The organism is Arthrobacter sp. PsM3, from assembly GCF_030433895.1.
GTDB lineage: Bacteria > Actinomycetota > Actinomycetes > Actinomycetales > Micrococcaceae > Arthrobacter.
This window is the reverse complement of record NZ_JARUXE010000018.1, coordinates 19988-35864: the sequence shown is the minus strand read 5'-3', so window position 1 is coordinate 35864 and position 15877 is coordinate 19988. Positions and strand designations below refer to the sequence as shown.

Here is a 15877-nt window from a genome sequence, read left to right as displayed (position 1 = left end):
CTGCGCCCGGGCTACCCTCGCCCGATGAATGGCATCCCGGCGGCGGTAATCACGAGGGATCCCACGCTGGCCGAGGGCGGCATGCCGGCCATCAGGAGCACGGCGCGGGCCGCGTCATCGACCGGGAAGGTCGGCTCCACGCGCCTGCTGCCGTCGGCCTGGACAGCCCCCAAACCGACGCCGATTGTGTCCATCAGTTCCGTGGCCGTATTTCCGATGTCAATCTGGCCGCACGTGATCCCGAAGCCGCGGCCGTCGAGTTCAATGCTCTTGGTCAGCCCGGTCAGGGCGTGCTTGGTGACGGTGTACGCCACCGTCCGCGGCCGGGGTGAATGCGCGGCGATCGAGCCGTTGTTAATGATCCGCCCGCCCTGTGGCGACTGCGCCTTCATGGCCCGGACGGCGGCCGCGGCGCACAGCAGGGACCCGGTCAGGTTCACCGCCACGGTGGCGTCCCAGTCCGCCAGGCTGATCTCGTCCACGGAGGCGGCCGGGCCGAACACGCCGGCGTTGTTGAACAGCACGTCCACGCGCCCCCAGCGCTGGAGGGCCGCGGCGAAGAGCCGTTCGACGTCGTCGGGCAGCGTGACGTCACAGGGAACCGCCAGCGCCTGGGCATGTCCTGCCCCGGTCTCCAGCAGCGGCGCTTCCCGCCGGCCGGCCAGCACCACACGGTACCCGTCGGCGAGCATGAGCCGGGCGACTGCCCGGCCGATCCCCGAGCCGGCGCCGGTGACTACGGCTACGCGGCCGGGCAGGTGCTGTCGTGTCATCCGGCCAGCGTATGCCGAGTTGCCGGGCCATGACAGGGCTCCGGCCAAAATTGCGGCAACGTGTCATCCATCCAGGGGCAGGCCGTCCCCGCGCCGGCGGGACTGCCGGCCGGTACGGTAACCGGACCAGAACGCGAGCGTCAGCAGTCCGACCCCGGCCAGCACAACGCCCGCCCATTTCTCCGCGTCCATGATCAGCAGGCCTTGGGGGACGAAGGCCTGCTGGGACAGCGGGGCATAGGCGAACCAGCCGAAATTCTCCTGCCGCACCGGCAGCGAGAGCAGGACCATGCCCGCCGCCAGCAGGGCCACGGCCAGGAACGGCACTGCAAACCGGGCCAGCCGCCCGGTGCGGGACGGCCCGGACTCCTTCTCCCCCGTTGGATCCATGGACACACTGTAACCACAGGTCGGCGGCAGCCACAGGTCGGCGGGGTGGTCTTGTGCCCGGGAGGCCCGGCTCCCGCTAGCTCCGGTGGACGCGGGCGGCGAGCCGTCCGATCGCGCTGTCCGGCAGGTTCTCCAGGAGCGCCCGGGGGGTCTCGTAGATCTCGGCTGCGCCGGCGTCGCGCAGTTCCGCTGCGCTGGTGCCGCCACACGTCAGTCCGATGGCCGGAATGTCGAGCTTCCCGGCGGCGTAGATGTCCCAGACGGCATCGCCCACATAGACGGCGTCGGAGGCGCGCACACCCAGAGCGTCGAGGGCGGCAACGAGGATGTCCGGCGCCGGCTTGCTTTCCTTCGCGTCGGCCGAGCTCGTGGCCGCGTCGATGAAGGAGTCGGCCCCGATTGCGGACCGCAGCACTTCGAGGTCGCGTTCCCGTGCGGAGGACGCCAGCGCCACGGCGAGCCCGCCGCCGTGGCACCGCTCCAGCAGCTCTCGGGCGCCATCCAGGGGTTCCAGCGAAGGCCAGAACGTGGAAAACACGGCGGCGTGCGAGGCCATGATCGTACTGTCGTCCCCGGCGTCCCGGTCAGCCGGCAGGAGTCTGGCGAGGATCCTGTCCCCGCCCATGCCGACCGAGCGGTGGATGCTCGCCATCGGCACGTCGTAGCCGGCCTGCCGGAACGCCTGCCACCAGGCCACGGTATGGAAATAGACGGAATCGACCAGGGTGCCGTCGACGTCGAACAGCACCGCGGCTTTGCGGCGGCCGCCAGGCGGGGCGGGGTTCATGTCAGTAATGGGCACGCGCCCGTTTGCCGGCTGCCAGCGACCCGCCGGACAGGGAGGCCCCGCGGCCCGCGCCCCCGGCGGTTCTTCTGTTCACCCTGGCGAGTGGCCCCACCGGCGCGGACTGCCCGCCGGCGCTGCGATCCCGGATCAGACCCGTGCCGGCGATTTCGCGGGCCTGGGCCACGCCGGCGACGGCTGCCCGCTTGGTCGGAAACGTGACGGACACGGCCATCAGCGCGCCGGCACCGTCCAGCATCCGGATCCGGTAGCCGCCGTCGGGCGCGTCCACGAGCTCGAAATACCCAGCCATCGCACACTCCTAAATCCTCTGCCCCATCGTTGGGATATTAGTAAGTATACTTATCTAAACTCTTGAAGAAAACCCTAGTCCTGGCCCACGGGCTTCGCCGTGCCACTCCCCCGGAGCGGGGTGTCGCTGCGGTGCACGCCGTCTTCTTGCAGTTCCAAGGCGCTCTTGATCAGGGCAAAGTGGCTGAACGCCTGCGGCGTATTACCCAGCTGCCGCCCTTCCTCGATGTTCCATTCCTCGCTGAGGAGGCCGACGTCGTTGCGCAGCGCCAGCAGCCGCTCGAACAGTTCCTGCGCCTCGTGGTGCCGGCCCGCCCCCAGGAGCGCCTCGACCAGCCAGAACGAACAGGCGAGGAACACCCCCTCCCCGCCGGGCAGCCCGTCGTCGCATTCTTCCGGCTTGTAGCGGCGCAGGAAGCCGTCGTGGGTCAGTTCCTTCTGGACGGCATCAATCGTGCCGATAACGCGGGGGTCATCCGGAGGCAGGAACCCGACGTGCGGGATGAGCAGCAGGCTCGCGTCGAGCTCTGGCCGGCCGTAGGACTGCAGGAAGGTGTTGCGTTCTGCGTCGAACCCTTTGGACATGACGTCGGCATGGATCGTGTCCCGCAGTTCCTCCCAGCGGTCCGCGGGGCCGGGGAGGCCGAACTCCCGGACGCCCTTGACCATCCGGTCGGCCGCCACCCAGGCCATCACCTTGGAGTGGGTGAAATGCCTCCGTGACCCGCGCATCTCCCAGAGCCCGTTGTCGGGCTGGTCCCAGGCCGTCTCCAGATGCTCCATCAGGGCGATCTGCACGTCCCAGGATTCGTCGGTGCTTTTCAGCAGCGAATTCCGGGTCAGCGACAGTCCGTCCAGCACCTCGCCCCAGACATCGAGTTGCAGCTGGCCGGCCGCGCCGTTCCCGGTCCGGACCGGGGCGGAATCCTCGTACCCCCGCAGCCAGGGCAGTTCCATCTCGGGCAGGCGGCGCTCGCCGTGGAGGCCATACATAATCTGCAGGTCCTTGGGGTCTCCCGCCACTGCCCGCAGGAGCCAGTCGCGCCAGGACGCAGCCTCCTCCGTGTAGCCCGCAGCGAGCAGCGCCTGCAGCGTCAGGGTGGAGTCGCGGAGCCAGCAGAACCGGTAGTCCCAGTTCCGTTCGCCGCCCAGTTCCTCCGGCAGGGAGGTCGTCACGGCGGCCACTATTCCGCCGGTGGGCGCGAAGGTCAGCGCTTTCAGCGTGATCAGCGAGCGCTGCACTGCCTCCCGGTAGCGCCCGGTGACCGTGCACTTGGCCGACCAGCTCCGCCAGAATTCCTCGGTCGACGCCAGGACCTGCTCCGGGTCCACCTTGCGGGGACGGTAGAGATGGCTCGGCGTCCAGGTCAGCACGAACGGCACCCGTTCCCCCGCTGTGACAGTGAAGTCGCTGATGGTCCGCAGGCGTTCGCCCCGCAGCGGTGCCTCGGTCACGAGGTACGCCGCGTCGGGACCGGCCACCGCGTGAATCCCGTGCTCGTCGTGGCGGACCCAGGGGACGATGTGGCCGTAGTCGAAGCGCAGGACCAGTTCACCGCGCATCCTGACCGTGCCGCGGATGCCCACCACGATCCGCACGATGTCCGCCACCGCGTCGCGGGGCGGCATGAAGTCGATGACCTTGACCTTTCCGGTGGGCGTCTCCCACTCGGTTTCCAGGATGAGGGTGTCCTGGCGGTAGTGCCGGCGCGTGCATTCCCCGCCGCCCTCCGGCGCCAGCAGCCAGCGACCGGCCTCGGGCGTGTCCAGCAGCGCGCTGAAGCAGGCCGGCGAGTCGAACCGCGGCAGGCAGAGCCAGTCGATCGAACCTTGGGTGCTGATCAGGGCAGCCGTGTGCAGATCCCCGACCAGTGCGTAATCTTCAATGCGAGCCATGGGACTTACAGTGCCACACCCGTTTACCTGGGGACTAGGATCCTAGATGCTGAAACGGAACGCGCCGCGGCAGCCGCCGTCGTGCGCGGAGCGCTGCCGGAGGCCGGGCGGGCGCGGCGGGAAGAGGCCTTCGCCGACCATGCCGGCGAATGGGCCGGGGAAGTCCAGGGCGGGCACAGCAGGCTGGGAGAGGGACGGACAATGGACCACGGCACACCCGGGAACGGAACGGTGCACATCGGCACCAGCGGCTGGAGCTATGACCACTGGGAGAACGTGCTTTACCCGCCCGGGCTGCCGGCGCGGGAGCGGCTGGCGTACTACGCGGCCCGTTTCAGCACGGTGGAGCTGAACGCCAGCTTCTACCGCTGGCCCCGGGACACCTCCTTCGCCAGCTGGCGGCGGCGGCTTCCGCCCGGGTTCCTGCTCTCGGTCAAGGCTCCGCGCGGATTGACGCACGGGAAGAAGCTCTACGCCCCGGAGGTCTGGATCGAGAGGATTTCCCGGTGCTGGCACGAACTCGGCGAGAAGCGGGCGGTGCTGCTGGTCCAGCTGCCGCCGGCCTTCGCCCGGGACGACGCGCGGCTGGAGTACTTCCTGGCGGCGCTGCCCGGCTGGATCCGTGTCAGCGTGGAATTCCGCCATGAAAGCTGGGACGATCCCGGGGTCTACGCGCTGCTGGAACGCCACGGCGCCGCCTACTGCATCATGAGCGGTGCGGGGCTCCCCTGCGTCCTGCGTGCCACCGCGTCCTTCGTCTACGTCCGGTTGCATGGCCCGGACCGGGAGTACCTCTATGGCGGCTCGTACCCGGACGAGGACCTGCGCTGGTGGGCGGACCGGATCCGCGAATGGCAGGCGGCCGGCAGGGAGGTCTTCGTGTATTTCAACAACGACGGCGGCGGGAACGCCGTGCGCAACGCCGACACCCTGCGCCAAATGCTGGGCGCTGCCTGAACGCCCGGCATTTCCCGACGCCGTCCGTGGCGGAAAGGACCCTTGTGGCAGAGTGGAGGCATGGAATTGGCCTCACAGCACTCACCCCGGCAGCAGCCGGTCACCGGCAACCGGGCCTTCCGCCTGGCGCACCTGGTCTCGGACACAGTCAACGGGTTCCGCCTGCAGGCGGCCAAACGCTGGCGGTTCATCCCGCAGACCATCGCCTACCAGGGGTACGGCTCCACGGAGTGGGTCCGCGTGCTCGGCCGCGTGGTCCTCACCAGCAGGCCGCATCCCGGCAGCCGGGAGGAACATGCCGCCCAGAACGGCAACCAGAACATCCGGGGCTGGCGTGCATTCACGTCCGTCCCGATCCAGTTCACCGAAGTGGAAATCGAAATCGGCGGGGTGACCGCCCGGGTGCATGCGGACCGCGGCGGCCTCGTGGACACCATCGTCAAGGTGGCCCTCACGCCGGGGTGGCACACCGCAGTGCTCCGCGCCGAGGGCACCGAGCCCACCGAGGCGCGGATCTACGTCATTTCCCCCGACACCAAGCTGGGGATCGTTTCCGACATTGACGACACGATCATGGTCACGGCCGTGCCCCGCCCCTTCCTGGCGCTCTGGAACACCTTCGTCCTGAACGAGCGGGCCCGGATGGCGACACCCGGCATGGCCGTGCTGATGGACCGCCTTCTGGTCGAACACCCGGAAGCCCCGGTGATCTACCTCTCGACCGGTCCGTGGAACGCCGCGCCCACCCTGGCACGTTTCCTGAGCCGGAACCTGTACCCCTCCGGCACCCTGCTGCTCACCGACTGGGGCCTGACCCAGGACCGCTGGTTCCGCAGCGGCCAGGAGCACAAGCGCCGCAACCTGGAACTGCTCGCCGAACAATTCCCGCACATGCGCTGGTTGCTCTTCGGAGACAACGGCCAGCACGACGAAGCCATCTACTCGGACTTCGCCCGGCAGCACCCCGACAGCGTCGCCGCCGTCGGGATCCGCCAGCTCTCGGCCAGCGAGGCTGTGCTGGCCGGCGGCCACTCGGACACCGGCGACCACACCGGAACGTCTGTCCCGTGGCTCTACTCCCCCGACGGCGCCGGACTGGCCAAGGGCCTGCTGGACATGGACCTTCTCTAGCCTGGCGCTAGCCGACCGGGTGGGGGCGTTCGACGTCGGACGCCTGCGCCGCGGCGCAGGCAGTCACGGCGCCGACAGTCACGTCCCCGGCAGCCACGTCCCCGGACGCCGGCGTTGCGGGCGCCTTCGGGGCTGCGTCCCGGTGGCGGGCGGCGAGCACTTCCTGGAGCCAGTAGTAGGAGGCCTTCTTCGTGCGGGTCTGGGTCTTACGGTCCACGTGCAGCAGTCCGAACTGCTGCTTGTAGCCGCCGGACCATTCGAAGTTGTCCATCAGCGACCAGACGTAGTATCCGCGCAGGTCCACGGATTCCGCCGGGCCACCGGGTGACGTCGCTTCGATCGCGGTGGCAATGTGGTCCGACAGGTAGCGGGCGCGGCGTTCGTCCGGGATGATTAGCCGGCCTTCCCGGTCCCGGATCTCCAGGTCTTCGAAACTCGCTCCGCCCTCGGTGATGTAGACCGGTGGAAGGTCGGGGTAGCGTTCGGCCATTTCCGCGAGCGCGACCCCCATGTACTCCGGTTTGATGGGCCAGCCGTAGGCGGTGGTCTCGGTGTCCGGGAACGAGGCAATGTGGAACGGGGCGCCGGGCGCGGTGCCGCTCAGGTCATCGCCCATGGCCTCTGCCATCCCCTTGGGCACGGCGCCTCCGCCCGGACCGGACGCCACGCGAGTTGGCATGTAGTAGTTGAGCCCGTAGAAGTCCAGCGGCTGCGAGATCAGCGCCATGTCCTCGCTGGACGGGCTGAAGGAGGAGAAGAATGTGGCGGCCCGGACGGTGTCGGGGTACTTGCCGAGCAGGACGGGGTCCGCGTAGAGCCGGTTCTGGGCCATGTCCATCAGTCCGGCGCTGAGCTTGTCCAGCGGGTTGATCGAGGCGGGCACCATGGGCGAATACACGTTCGTGATGCCAATGTCGCCGGGCACGTTGGCGGCCCGGAGGGCCTGCAGGGACAGACCGTGGCCCAGGAGCTGGTGGTGGACGCTCGGCAGCGCCTTCAGCATCAGTGCCTCGCCCGGCGCATGCATCCCCAGCATGTAGCCGTTGGTGCTGACCGTGGCGGGTTCGTTGACCGTCACCCAGCGGGTCACCCGGTCTCCGTAGGCGGCCGCGGCGATCGCGGCGAACTCGCCGAGCCGGTAGGCGGTGTCCCGGTTCATCCAGCCACCGGCCTGATCGAGCTCCAGCGGCGTGTCCCAATGATAGAGCGTGGCCATGGGGGCAATTCCGTTGGCCAGCAGCAGGTCGATCAGCCGGTCGTAGAAGTCCAGCCCCGCAGGATTGACCGGACCGCTGCCGCCGGGCTGGATACGAGACCAGGACAGGGAGAACCGGTAGGAATCGACCCCGAGGTCCTTCATCAGGGCCACGTCCTCGGGCATCCGGTGATAGTGGTCGCAGGCAACCGCCGGGCTGTGGTCCTGAACGATCGCTCCGGGCCTGGCGGCGAAGACGTCCCAGCCAGAGGGGCCACGTCCGTCCTCGTTCAGGGCCCCTTCGATCTGGAAGGCCGCGGTTGCCACGCCAAGGGTGAATCGCGACGGCAAAAGGGCGGCCAAGTCCTTGGCGGAAGCATTCATCAGTAGATTCCCTCAGGTAGTTTTGCGGCAGTTGACTGATTTTAGGCCGCGCCGCATCCCCGCGCCACGACCTGCGTCAGCGTGCCGGGCGGCCACCGTCCCGGCAGGGCTGCCGCGTATTCAATACACCGAGGTTTCGGGCCCGAACAGGAAATCCTTGGCGTGGGCGACGGCTTTCTTGAATGCGTCGTTGCGCAGGGCCTGGAGCTGTTCGGTCTCGTCCGCCGAGGGTTCCAGATAACTGGTGTACCCGGGCCGCAGCACCCAAATGTCACCGGCCGGCGGCAGGTAGAAAACGCCGAAAGAGCGGTGCTGGCTGTCCTCGGCGGTCCAGATGGGAACCACTGCCAGGGCCGCACCGGTGTCGACGTTGATCCACTGGGCCCGCGGAAGCGGTGCTTCATGGGCTTCCGGGTCGAGGAAGGGGGCCGTCCCCTGACCCCAGCGGGCCTCGAAACGCTCGTGGAAGACCGGCATCAGATGCGAATCGTAGCGGCGCCATGCGCTCATGGCCGCCCTCCTTCTTTTTGTTTTTGCTGTGTGGGTGTTGGGTCCGGGCCGGGCCCACGCGCCGGTGTCACCACGGGCCCCGCTCCCACCGCACCGGGGTTACGCGCAGGACAGGCTGCGTGTTTCGGTGGTGACGCACCGGGACCTCGCGGCTTCCCGTGGCCTGGTTTTCGGTGACAGCGCGTCCCGTGGCGGCGCTTCCGGCCACCATGGCGCCTTGTCCGGCGTCCCTGCCGACGGGATCATACTGGGCCCGGGATCTCGGATCCCGTAGGACCGCGAAGGACTCCAGGATGCGCCGCACTTCGTCGCCGGCGTCTCCGGCCACTGAGTCCCCGGCGCCGGCCCGGGGGCCGACGTCGGGATGGCGGAGGCGCATCAGCGTCCGGAAGGCACGCTGAATCTCTGCCGGCGTCGCGTCCGGCGTCACGTGCAGTGCCGCGTAGTAGCCACGAGGGTCACGGTTCATCGGTGCACCCCTGTCCGGAACGACCGGGCGGGGACCAGACGGTGCCGTCTGGTCCCCGTACTTATCGGCTGGCTGGACGGTATCGGTCCGCCGCCGTTACTTCCCGATCTCCTGCAGTTTGTCCTGCGTGTGAGTGATTTCAATCTTGCGCGGCTTGGCCTGCTCCAGCACCGGAATGCGGAGCGTCAGGACGCCGTCGGCATAATGCGCCTTGACCTTCTCGGTGTCCAGCGTGTCGCCGAGGATGAGCTGGCGGCTGAAGACACCGCGCGGCCGTTCCGAGGCAATCAGCTCAACGTTGGGCTGCGTTGGGTCGCGCCTTTCAGCCCTGACGGTCAGGACGTTACGCTCCATATCGAGGTCCACCGAGTCAACGTTGACGCCGGGAAGATCGAACGCGACGACGAACTCGCCGTCCTCCTGCCATGCGTCCATCGGCATGGCCGCGGGCCGTGCCGCCGTTCCGAAGACCTGCTGGGTCAGCCGGTCCAGTTCACGGAACGGGTCCGTACGCATCAACATCATTTCCCACTCCTTCATACGGGGGTTGCCAGTTTTTCCTTTATCCAACCGACCTGATTATGTGTGGTGGTGGATATAGATTTTTTATAGCACCGGTGCGACACTGATGCAAGGGGAAATTGGAACATCAAACTCTGCAACAACCAGACGCTGCAGGATCGAGACACTGCAAGGGAGCACCATGACGGATCGTGGTCAGGAACTGGGCCTCTACGCGATCTCCGTCGTGGCCCAGTTGGTCGGTACCGGGCAGCAGAACATCCGGCTTTACGAGCGGAAGGGCCTGCTGACGCCGGACCGCACGGCCGGGGGAACGCGGCAATACAGCAACGCAGACCTGGCGGTGCTGCGGCGGATCAGCGAGCTTCTGGAGGAGGGACTCAATCTGGCCGGCGTGGCTAAAGTCCTGGAGTTGGAGGCGGTCAACGCCCGGCTCCAGGACGAACTGAACAGCCTCCGCTCACGCCGGTCCTAGTGGGGGTTCCAGGCCGCGTCCCCCTTGCTTGGGGACAGGGTTAGGCCCCGTGGAGTCGTGTAAGTTTCCGCAATTGCGCGTTACGCCGGTGACTCTAGGCCAGTCTGCCCTGTTTGACCGCCTTGAGCCACCTGAATTTCCCGGAAATCTCCGACCGGATCGGTGCCGCAACTTGAACCTCTTACCAGCAGCTCATCGAGTTCGAGGTGATCGCATTCGTCGGCGCTGCCCCGCTTGAGGGCTTCGAGCTCGTGGGAGTGTCCGACGCCGGAGCCGAGTCACCTCGAAATCTGTCTATTGGAGACCAACCCGTCCGGGATGTCGGCCGGTTCCAGGTCACGCGGCACCCCAGCCGGTTACTGTCAGAGGCCCCCTATAGTCTTTGATTGTGGACAGCGGAGCAGCGTTCAGTGTGGAGAGCAGGCAGGCCCTGGCGGCTGTCGCGGCGTCCACGGCTGCGCTTGCTGCGTTCATCGGCGCCGGTGCGGACGGGTCGGAACTGCCCTCCGCCGATGCGCTGCGCGACGCGGCCCCGCTGCCGAAGGCCGACGCCCAGCCCTCCGCCGAGGGGCTGCGGAACGCCGGCGCCCTGCTGCGGGACGTGGACCCGTTGCGGGATGCGGTGGCCGTCCGGGACACGGATCCGTTCCGGGGGATCGATCCGTTGCGGGATCTGGCGGATGATTGCCTGGATGCGTTGGCCGGGGTGGCCCGGTTGGAGGCGGGTGTGGCGGCGTTGAAGGTGCGGCTTGCCGCGGAGTACGTGCAGGCCACCAGGGCCCTGGCGGCCCCGGGGTCGTTGCGGGACTCCTGTCAGGAGATGGCCATGACCGCGGAGGTCGCGTGTGTCCTGACCGTCAGCGAGCGGACCGCGGACGGGTTCCTGTGCGACTGCCAGGCACTGACCACGTCGCTGCCGCTGACCCTGGCGGCGCTGCAAGCCGGAACAATTTCCTGGCAGCACGCCCGGATCATGGTCGATGAAACCATCGGCCTGGACCGGGCCGCCGCGGCCGGGCTGGAAGCGCACTTCCTGGACCCTGACGCGCCCGGCGCGGCCCGGGGGTGTCCGGCCGGGGACCTTGTCCCGGGCCGGTTCCGGGCCAAAGCCCGCACCTGGCGCGAACGCCACCACCCCGTCAGCATCGAAAAACGCCACACCAAGTGTGCCGCGGACCGGCGGGTGGAGTTCCTCCCGGACCGGGACGGGATGGCCTGGTTCTCGGCGTACCTGCCGGCGGACACCGTCGCGGGGATCTGGGACCGGACCACCGCCGCCGCCCGGGCCCTGCAGGACCCCGACGAGGCCCGCACGCTGGCGCAGTTGCGCGCCGACATCGCCGCGACCCTTCTCCTCGCCGGCAGCACCACCGGGGAAACGGCCGGCGGCACCGGGGGAATAGCCACTGGGGGAACCGCCGGCACCGGCACGGGGATGGCCGGGTGCGGGGGTGTTCCCTCGCCGCGGGCGCAGGTCCTGGTCACGGTCCCGGTCCTGTCCCTGCTCGGTATGAGCGGGGAACCGGCGGTCCTGGACGGCTACGGGCCGATCCCGCCCTCGATGGCCCGCCAACTCATCGCCGACGGTGCCGGGTCGTTCTACCGGGTCCTGACCGATCCGCGGGACGGGGCGCCGCTGGAAATCGGCCGGACCCGCTACCGCCTCACCAAAGCCCAGCGGCGGTGGTTGCGCCTGCGCGACGGGAAGTGCCCGTTCCCGGGCTGCAACAACGCCTCGCTGGATAACGACGCGGACCATCTCCTGGCCTGGGCCGACGGAGGGACCACCGGGATCTCCAACCTCGGACAGCCCTGCCCGAAACACCACCGGCTCAAACACGGCTCCGCGTGGACACCCTCCGCAGCCAGCAAAGACAAACCACCCGGATGGACCTCACCCTCAGGCCGGTACTACCCCAGCGAAGAACAGGACTGGGAACCACCCCACTGGCCCGACGGCCTCCTGACCACAAATGTAGAAACGGGTCTGGACCCGGGATTGGGCGCGGGCACCGGCACGGACCTGGACGCACTCCTGGACCACGGCTTGCCCATGGACCCCGGCCCGGATCCCGACCAGGAACTGCCCCCGGACCCCTTCCCGGACTGGACGGAGCCCCCTGTGGACACCTGCCCTGAATCCTTCCTGCGCCACTGCGCCTGAACTCCTCGTCACATGCCGTTCGGCGCAATAGGTGACGCGAAAGGCCGGCCCTTGTCGAAAGGCCGGCCTTGGCGGTCGTCATCGGTCCGGGCCAGGGCTCGTCGTCGCGGACGTACCGCGATGCCACCCAGACACCGGCCGGGAGTCATTCCAGGCTGGTGTCGGCCTTGGAGAGCTCCCCCGTGATCCGCTCCCCGCGGATGCGCGCCGTCCGCCATGTGTCGAGCGCGATCACCCCTCCGAGGATCACGAACGAGATGGACAGCGAGGCGAGGGCGTCGGTCAGCCAGTGGTAGCCCAAGTAGAGCCGGCTGACCGCGGCGAAGAAGATTCCGACGCCAGCCAGTAGGAATCCTGCGACTGCGGCCATGCGGTTGCTCCGGCGCGAGAAGACCAGGAAGGTGGTGACCAGCAGGAAGTCACAGGCTCCCAGCACGTGCCCGGAGGGGAAAGAAAAGGTGAAGTCTGCGCCGAAGAGCATGAGGTCCACCGGCGGGCGTTGGCGCCCGATGGAACGTCCGATGAGCTGGGCAAGGATGACGCCGGTGAGCATGGCACCAGCGAGCAGCATCGGCCGCCAGGCATGCTTGGCCAACAGCCCCCAGGTGACAGTCACCACAAGAGTGATGATCGGCAGGCCGACAGGGCCGAAGACGATCGCGAGGATGATCATGATCGTCGTGAGCGGTTCGGAGCGAAGGGTCAGGAGCCAGGAGCGGACCGGTTCATCGCCTGCAGTGAGGCCGCCATGCTGGAGAACACTGGCAAGGATGGAGAAGAACAGCACGGCGCCGACAACCGCTAGGCCGACGGCGATCCGGTACAGGTTCTTCCGGTCCTGCGCGCTCATGTAACGCTCCTCGACCACGAACTTGTCGTGGAAAACCCGCCACCAGCCGGGCGAGCTTCCTGATTCTTCCTGCGCCATTTCCCGCATCCGCCTCTGCACCATGTATGGATATTTACTTCGTGAAGAATATCCCGGTTCCGGCGCGGAAAGTGCTGTCGGTTCTGCCGGCGCCAAGGCTTGTCCGGCGGCCCGACGGCCCGCTCCCAGGTAGCCTGAATCAAATGGGCGTCATGAATGAACTGATCAACCCGCGGGTCGTCCGATCGTTGGAGCGGATCCTGGCCGCGGCCGCACCCGGCGGCGGCTTTTCACACCTGGCCGGGACGGCCGCACAACTGGAGGAACTGAGCCTGCGGGAACGCACCGACCTCCTGAGCCGCGCATTGCTGTCCGACCTGCCCGGAAACTACGCCGCTGCCGCGGTCATCTTCCGCCGGGCGCTGGCCGATCCGGACTTCACCGGCTGGATGATCTGGCCCGTGACCGAGACGGCGGCCACGCTCGCCCTCATCTCGCCGGAGCCGCACGACTTCGAGGACTGCTTGTCGTTGCTCGCTGAGCTGACGCCGCGGCTCACCGCTGAGTTCGCGATCCGGCGGCTCCTCGCCGCCGACCTGGACCGGGCACTGGCCGTCATCCAGGACTGGACCTCCGACCCGGACTGGCATGTCCGCCGGCTCGCCAGCGAGGGAACCCGGGCCTACCTGCCGTGGGCGATCCGTGTTCCAGAAATCACCGAGCGGCCCGCAGCTACCCTGTCGATCCTCGACGCCCTGTACCGCGACCCGGTGGAAGACGTGCGTCGCTCCGTGGCCAACCACCTCAACGATCTGGCCCGGCACGCCCCGGACGAGGTGGTCGCCACCGCCGCCAGATGGGTGGCCGCCCCGGACGCGAACACCGCCAGGGTGGTCCGGCACGGCTTGCGGACGCTGCTCAAAAAGGCCCACCCCGGCGCACTGGAACTGCTGGGGTTCCCGCCGGCGTCGCTGGCCGTGACGCCTCCCCGGCTGGATCGTACCGTCGTCGAGCTTCCCGGTGAGCTCGCCTTCGACTTCGAGGTCACCAATAACGGACCGGCGGAGGCGCGGCTCGCCGTCGACTATGTGGTGCACTATGCCAAGGCCAACGGCTGCCGTGCGGAAAAGGTGTTCAAGCTCGGCACAGCCGTCCTCGGGCCGGGCGAGTCCCGGAGATTTTCGAAGCGCCATGCTTTCCGCCAAATGACCACGCGGGTCCATCATGCGGGGGCGCATGTACTGGAACCGCAGGTCAACGGCGTGCGGTTCGCGCCGGCCGAGTTTTTGGTCCGAACCGACGCCGCTGAGGCCCCTCCCGCAGATTTGACGGGCCCATAAATATGACGTTATTGTCGCTTCAATCATTGGGGCCGATGAATAACCCAAGAAAGAACAGTGCGATGACGACAATAACCGAGTGCATTGAGATCCAGGTCGACAGCCGCCAGGTCCTTGACGAACGGCTCGACGACGCCGTGCGCGGACTCCAGCAGATCGCCATGGCCGCCGGGACGCAGGGCATCCTGCTCACGCGGCACAAGGCAGGCCACTACACGGCGGCGCTTTCCGACCAGGTGCCCTTCGGCATGACGCGGGAAATCATTAACTGAGCCTGACGATGCCTTGAGCGCTGGCTTGCAGCGCAGAAGGGCCAGGTCCCGGGCGGCGGAGCTTCGACTCCCGCCCGGGACCTTTTTTGCGCCTGGCTGCGTCAGCCGGCCCGCCAGGAAGCAACCGTCAGGCAGGGAACCTCACCAGTCGTGGACCGTTCCGTCGACGAGGCGGTTGTAGGGCAGGTAGGCCTGCTGGTAGGGGTAGGCCGCGGCGGCTTCCTCGTTGAACTCCACCCCGATGCCGGGGTTGTCCCCCGGGTGCAGGTACCCGTCGACGAACGTCATGGACTGCTCGAAGACCTCGTTGGTCTTGTCTGAGTGCTGCATGTATTCCTGGATCCCGTAGTTATGGATCGCCAGGCCCACATGCAGCTGCGCGGCGAACCCGACCGGGGAAATATCGGTCGGGCCGTGGAAGCCGGACTTGATCTGGTACTGCGCGGCGAAGTCCATCACCTTCTTCAGCGGGGAGATCCCGCCGAAGTGCGTCGAGGCCGCCCGGACATAGTCGATGAGCTGTTCCTTGATCAGCGTCTGGTAATCAAAGACCGTATTGAAGACCTCCCCGATCGCCAGGGGCGTCGTGGTGTGCTGCCGGACCAGGCGCAGCGCCTCCTGGTTCTCCGCCGGCGTGCAGTCCTCCAGCCAGAACAGGTCATACGGCTCCAGCGCCTTGCCCAGCTTCGCGGCCTGGATCGGGGTCATCCGGTGGTGTCCGTCGTGCAGCAGCGGCAACTCCGGACCGAACTCGTTCCGCACCGCCTCAAACACCGAAGGAAGGTGCCGCAAATACGCGCGGGTATCCCAGTCCTCTTCCACCGGGAACGCACCCCGTCCCGCCGGCTCATAGTCATACCGCTCCCCCGACGCCTGCGCCTGCGCCGCAACCCCGTACACGGCCTTGATCCCCGGCACCGCCGTCTGGATCCGCACCGATTTGTAGCCCAGCTCCAGGTGCTCCCGGACCGAATCGAACAACGACTCCAGATCCGCGCCCGAGGCATGCCCGTACGCGCGCAGCCCGTTCCGGGACGCCCCGCCCAGCAGCTGGTACACCGGCATCCCGGCCATCTTGCCCTTGATGTCCCACAACGCCATGTCCACCGCCGCGATCGCGGCCATCGTCACCGGACCCCGGCGCCAGTACGAGGACCGGTACAGGAACTGCCAGGTGTCCTCGATCCGGTGCGGGTCCTTCCCGATCAGCAACTGCGCGACGTGCTCCTTCAAATACGCCGCCACGGCGAGCTCACGCCCGTTCAGCGTCGCGTCCCCGATCCCGGTCACCCCGTCCTCGGTGGTAATCCGGAGGGTCACGAAATTACGGGACGGACTGGTCACGAAGACTTCCGCGGCAATGATTTTCACAGCTGGTCCTGGCTTTCTGTGTTGGTTGGTCGTGAGTCGGTGGACGGCACGTGGGTGGTGGTGC

17 protein-coding genes are annotated in these 15877 nt (G+C 67.8%); 6 read left to right on the top strand and 11 right to left on the bottom strand.

Annotated elements, in window-relative coordinates; genetic code table 11:
• Positions 1-11 precede the first annotated feature (11 nt).
• The 5 genes from QCD75_RS11300 to QCD75_RS11280 all read right to left on the bottom strand — a co-directional run bounded on the left by QCD75_RS11300 (position 12) and on the right by QCD75_RS11280 (position 4155).
• The gene (locus QCD75_RS11300; protein WP_301228615.1) at positions 12-773 is read right to left on the bottom strand and encodes an SDR family oxidoreductase; all 762 of its coding nucleotides are present in this window, start codon (positions 771-773) and stop codon (positions 12-14) included.
• A gap of 63 nt (positions 774-836) precedes the next feature.
• The gene (locus QCD75_RS11295) at positions 837-1163 is read right to left on the bottom strand and encodes a hypothetical protein (RefSeq protein WP_301228613.1); all 327 of its coding nucleotides are present in this window, start codon (positions 1161-1163) and stop codon (positions 837-839) included.
• 76 nt (positions 1164-1239) lie between these two features.
• On the bottom strand, positions 1240-1950 hold the full coding sequence (locus QCD75_RS11290) for an HAD family hydrolase (protein WP_301228611.1): 711 nt from the start codon (positions 1948-1950) through the stop codon (positions 1240-1242).
• Between the two features lies 1 nt (position 1951).
• Positions 1952-2260: a hypothetical protein gene (locus QCD75_RS11285; protein ID WP_301228609.1), complete on the bottom strand. Its 309-nt coding sequence runs from the start codon at positions 2258-2260 to the stop codon at positions 1952-1954.
• A 74-nt stretch (positions 2261-2334) separates the two neighbouring features.
• On the bottom strand, positions 2335-4155 hold the full coding sequence (locus QCD75_RS11280) for a glycoside hydrolase family 15 protein (RefSeq protein WP_301228607.1): 1821 nt from the start codon (positions 4153-4155) through the stop codon (positions 2335-2337).
• Between the two features lie 201 nt (positions 4156-4356).
• On the opposite strand from QCD75_RS11280, the gene QCD75_RS11275 reads away from it, so the two are divergent.
• The gene (locus QCD75_RS11275) at positions 4357-5112 is read left to right on the top strand and encodes a DUF72 domain-containing protein (RefSeq protein ID WP_301228697.1); all 756 of its coding nucleotides are present in this window, start codon (positions 4357-4359) and stop codon (positions 5110-5112) included.
• A 60-nt stretch (positions 5113-5172) separates the two neighbouring features.
• Positions 5173-6243 (top strand): App1 family protein, encoded by a 1071-nt coding sequence (locus QCD75_RS11270; RefSeq protein WP_301228605.1) that lies wholly within the window; start codon positions 5173-5175, stop codon positions 6241-6243.
• A 7-nt stretch (positions 6244-6250) separates the two neighbouring features.
• Here QCD75_RS11270 and QCD75_RS11265 read toward each other — a convergent pair whose 3' ends face one another.
• The 4 genes from QCD75_RS11265 to QCD75_RS11250 form a co-directional block, all read right to left on the bottom strand.
• A complete protein-coding gene (locus QCD75_RS11265) occupies positions 6251-7822 on the bottom strand; it encodes a GH1 family beta-glucosidase (protein ID WP_301228603.1) in 1572 nt (523 codons plus the stop codon).
• 120 nt (positions 7823-7942) lie between these two features.
• Positions 7943-8332, bottom strand: coding sequence for a hypothetical protein (locus QCD75_RS11260; RefSeq protein ID WP_301228601.1), 390 nt, complete (start codon positions 8330-8332; stop codon positions 7943-7945).
• A gap of 67 nt (positions 8333-8399) precedes the next feature.
• On the bottom strand, positions 8400-8801 hold the full coding sequence (locus QCD75_RS11255) for a J domain-containing protein (RefSeq protein ID WP_301228599.1): 402 nt from the start codon (positions 8799-8801) through the stop codon (positions 8400-8402).
• A 96-nt stretch (positions 8802-8897) separates the two neighbouring features.
• Complete coding sequence (locus QCD75_RS11250) at positions 8898-9323, bottom strand: Hsp20/alpha crystallin family protein (RefSeq protein ID WP_301228695.1); 426 nt, start codon at positions 9321-9323, stop codon at positions 8898-8900.
• Between the two features lie 181 nt (positions 9324-9504).
• On the opposite strand from QCD75_RS11250, the gene QCD75_RS11245 reads away from it, so the two are divergent.
• Both QCD75_RS11245 and QCD75_RS11240 read left to right on the top strand, forming a co-directional pair.
• Positions 9505-9798 carry a MerR family transcriptional regulator gene (locus QCD75_RS11245; RefSeq protein WP_301228597.1) on the top strand — a complete coding sequence of 98 codons (294 nt, stop codon included), beginning with the start codon at positions 9505-9507 and terminating at the stop codon, positions 9796-9798.
• 601 nt (positions 9799-10399) lie between these two features.
• Positions 10400-11962, top strand: a complete 1563-nt coding sequence (locus QCD75_RS11240; RefSeq protein ID WP_301228693.1) for an HNH endonuclease signature motif containing protein — start codon at positions 10400-10402, stop codon at positions 11960-11962.
• Between the two features lie 145 nt (positions 11963-12107).
• Here the strand turns inward: QCD75_RS11240 and QCD75_RS11235 are convergent, their stop codons facing one another.
• A complete protein-coding gene (locus QCD75_RS11235; RefSeq protein WP_441005470.1) occupies positions 12108-12914 on the bottom strand; it encodes a phosphatase PAP2 family protein in 807 nt (268 codons plus the stop codon).
• Positions 12915-13033: 119 nt separating this feature from the next.
• On the opposite strand from QCD75_RS11235, the gene QCD75_RS11230 reads away from it, so the two are divergent.
• Positions 13034-14170, top strand: coding sequence for a DNA alkylation repair protein (locus tag QCD75_RS11230; protein ID WP_301228595.1), 1137 nt, complete (start codon positions 13034-13036; stop codon positions 14168-14170).
• A 62-nt stretch (positions 14171-14232) separates the two neighbouring features.
• Positions 14233-14442, top strand: coding sequence for a hypothetical protein (locus tag QCD75_RS11225; RefSeq protein ID WP_301228594.1), 210 nt, complete (start codon positions 14233-14235; stop codon positions 14440-14442).
• A gap of 141 nt (positions 14443-14583) precedes the next feature.
• Here the strand turns inward: QCD75_RS11225 and manD are convergent, their stop codons facing one another.
• A complete protein-coding gene (gene manD, locus QCD75_RS11220) occupies positions 14584-15813 on the bottom strand; it encodes a D-mannonate dehydratase ManD (protein ID WP_301228592.1) in 1230 nt (409 codons plus the stop codon).
• Positions 15814-15877: the final 64 nt, after the last annotated feature.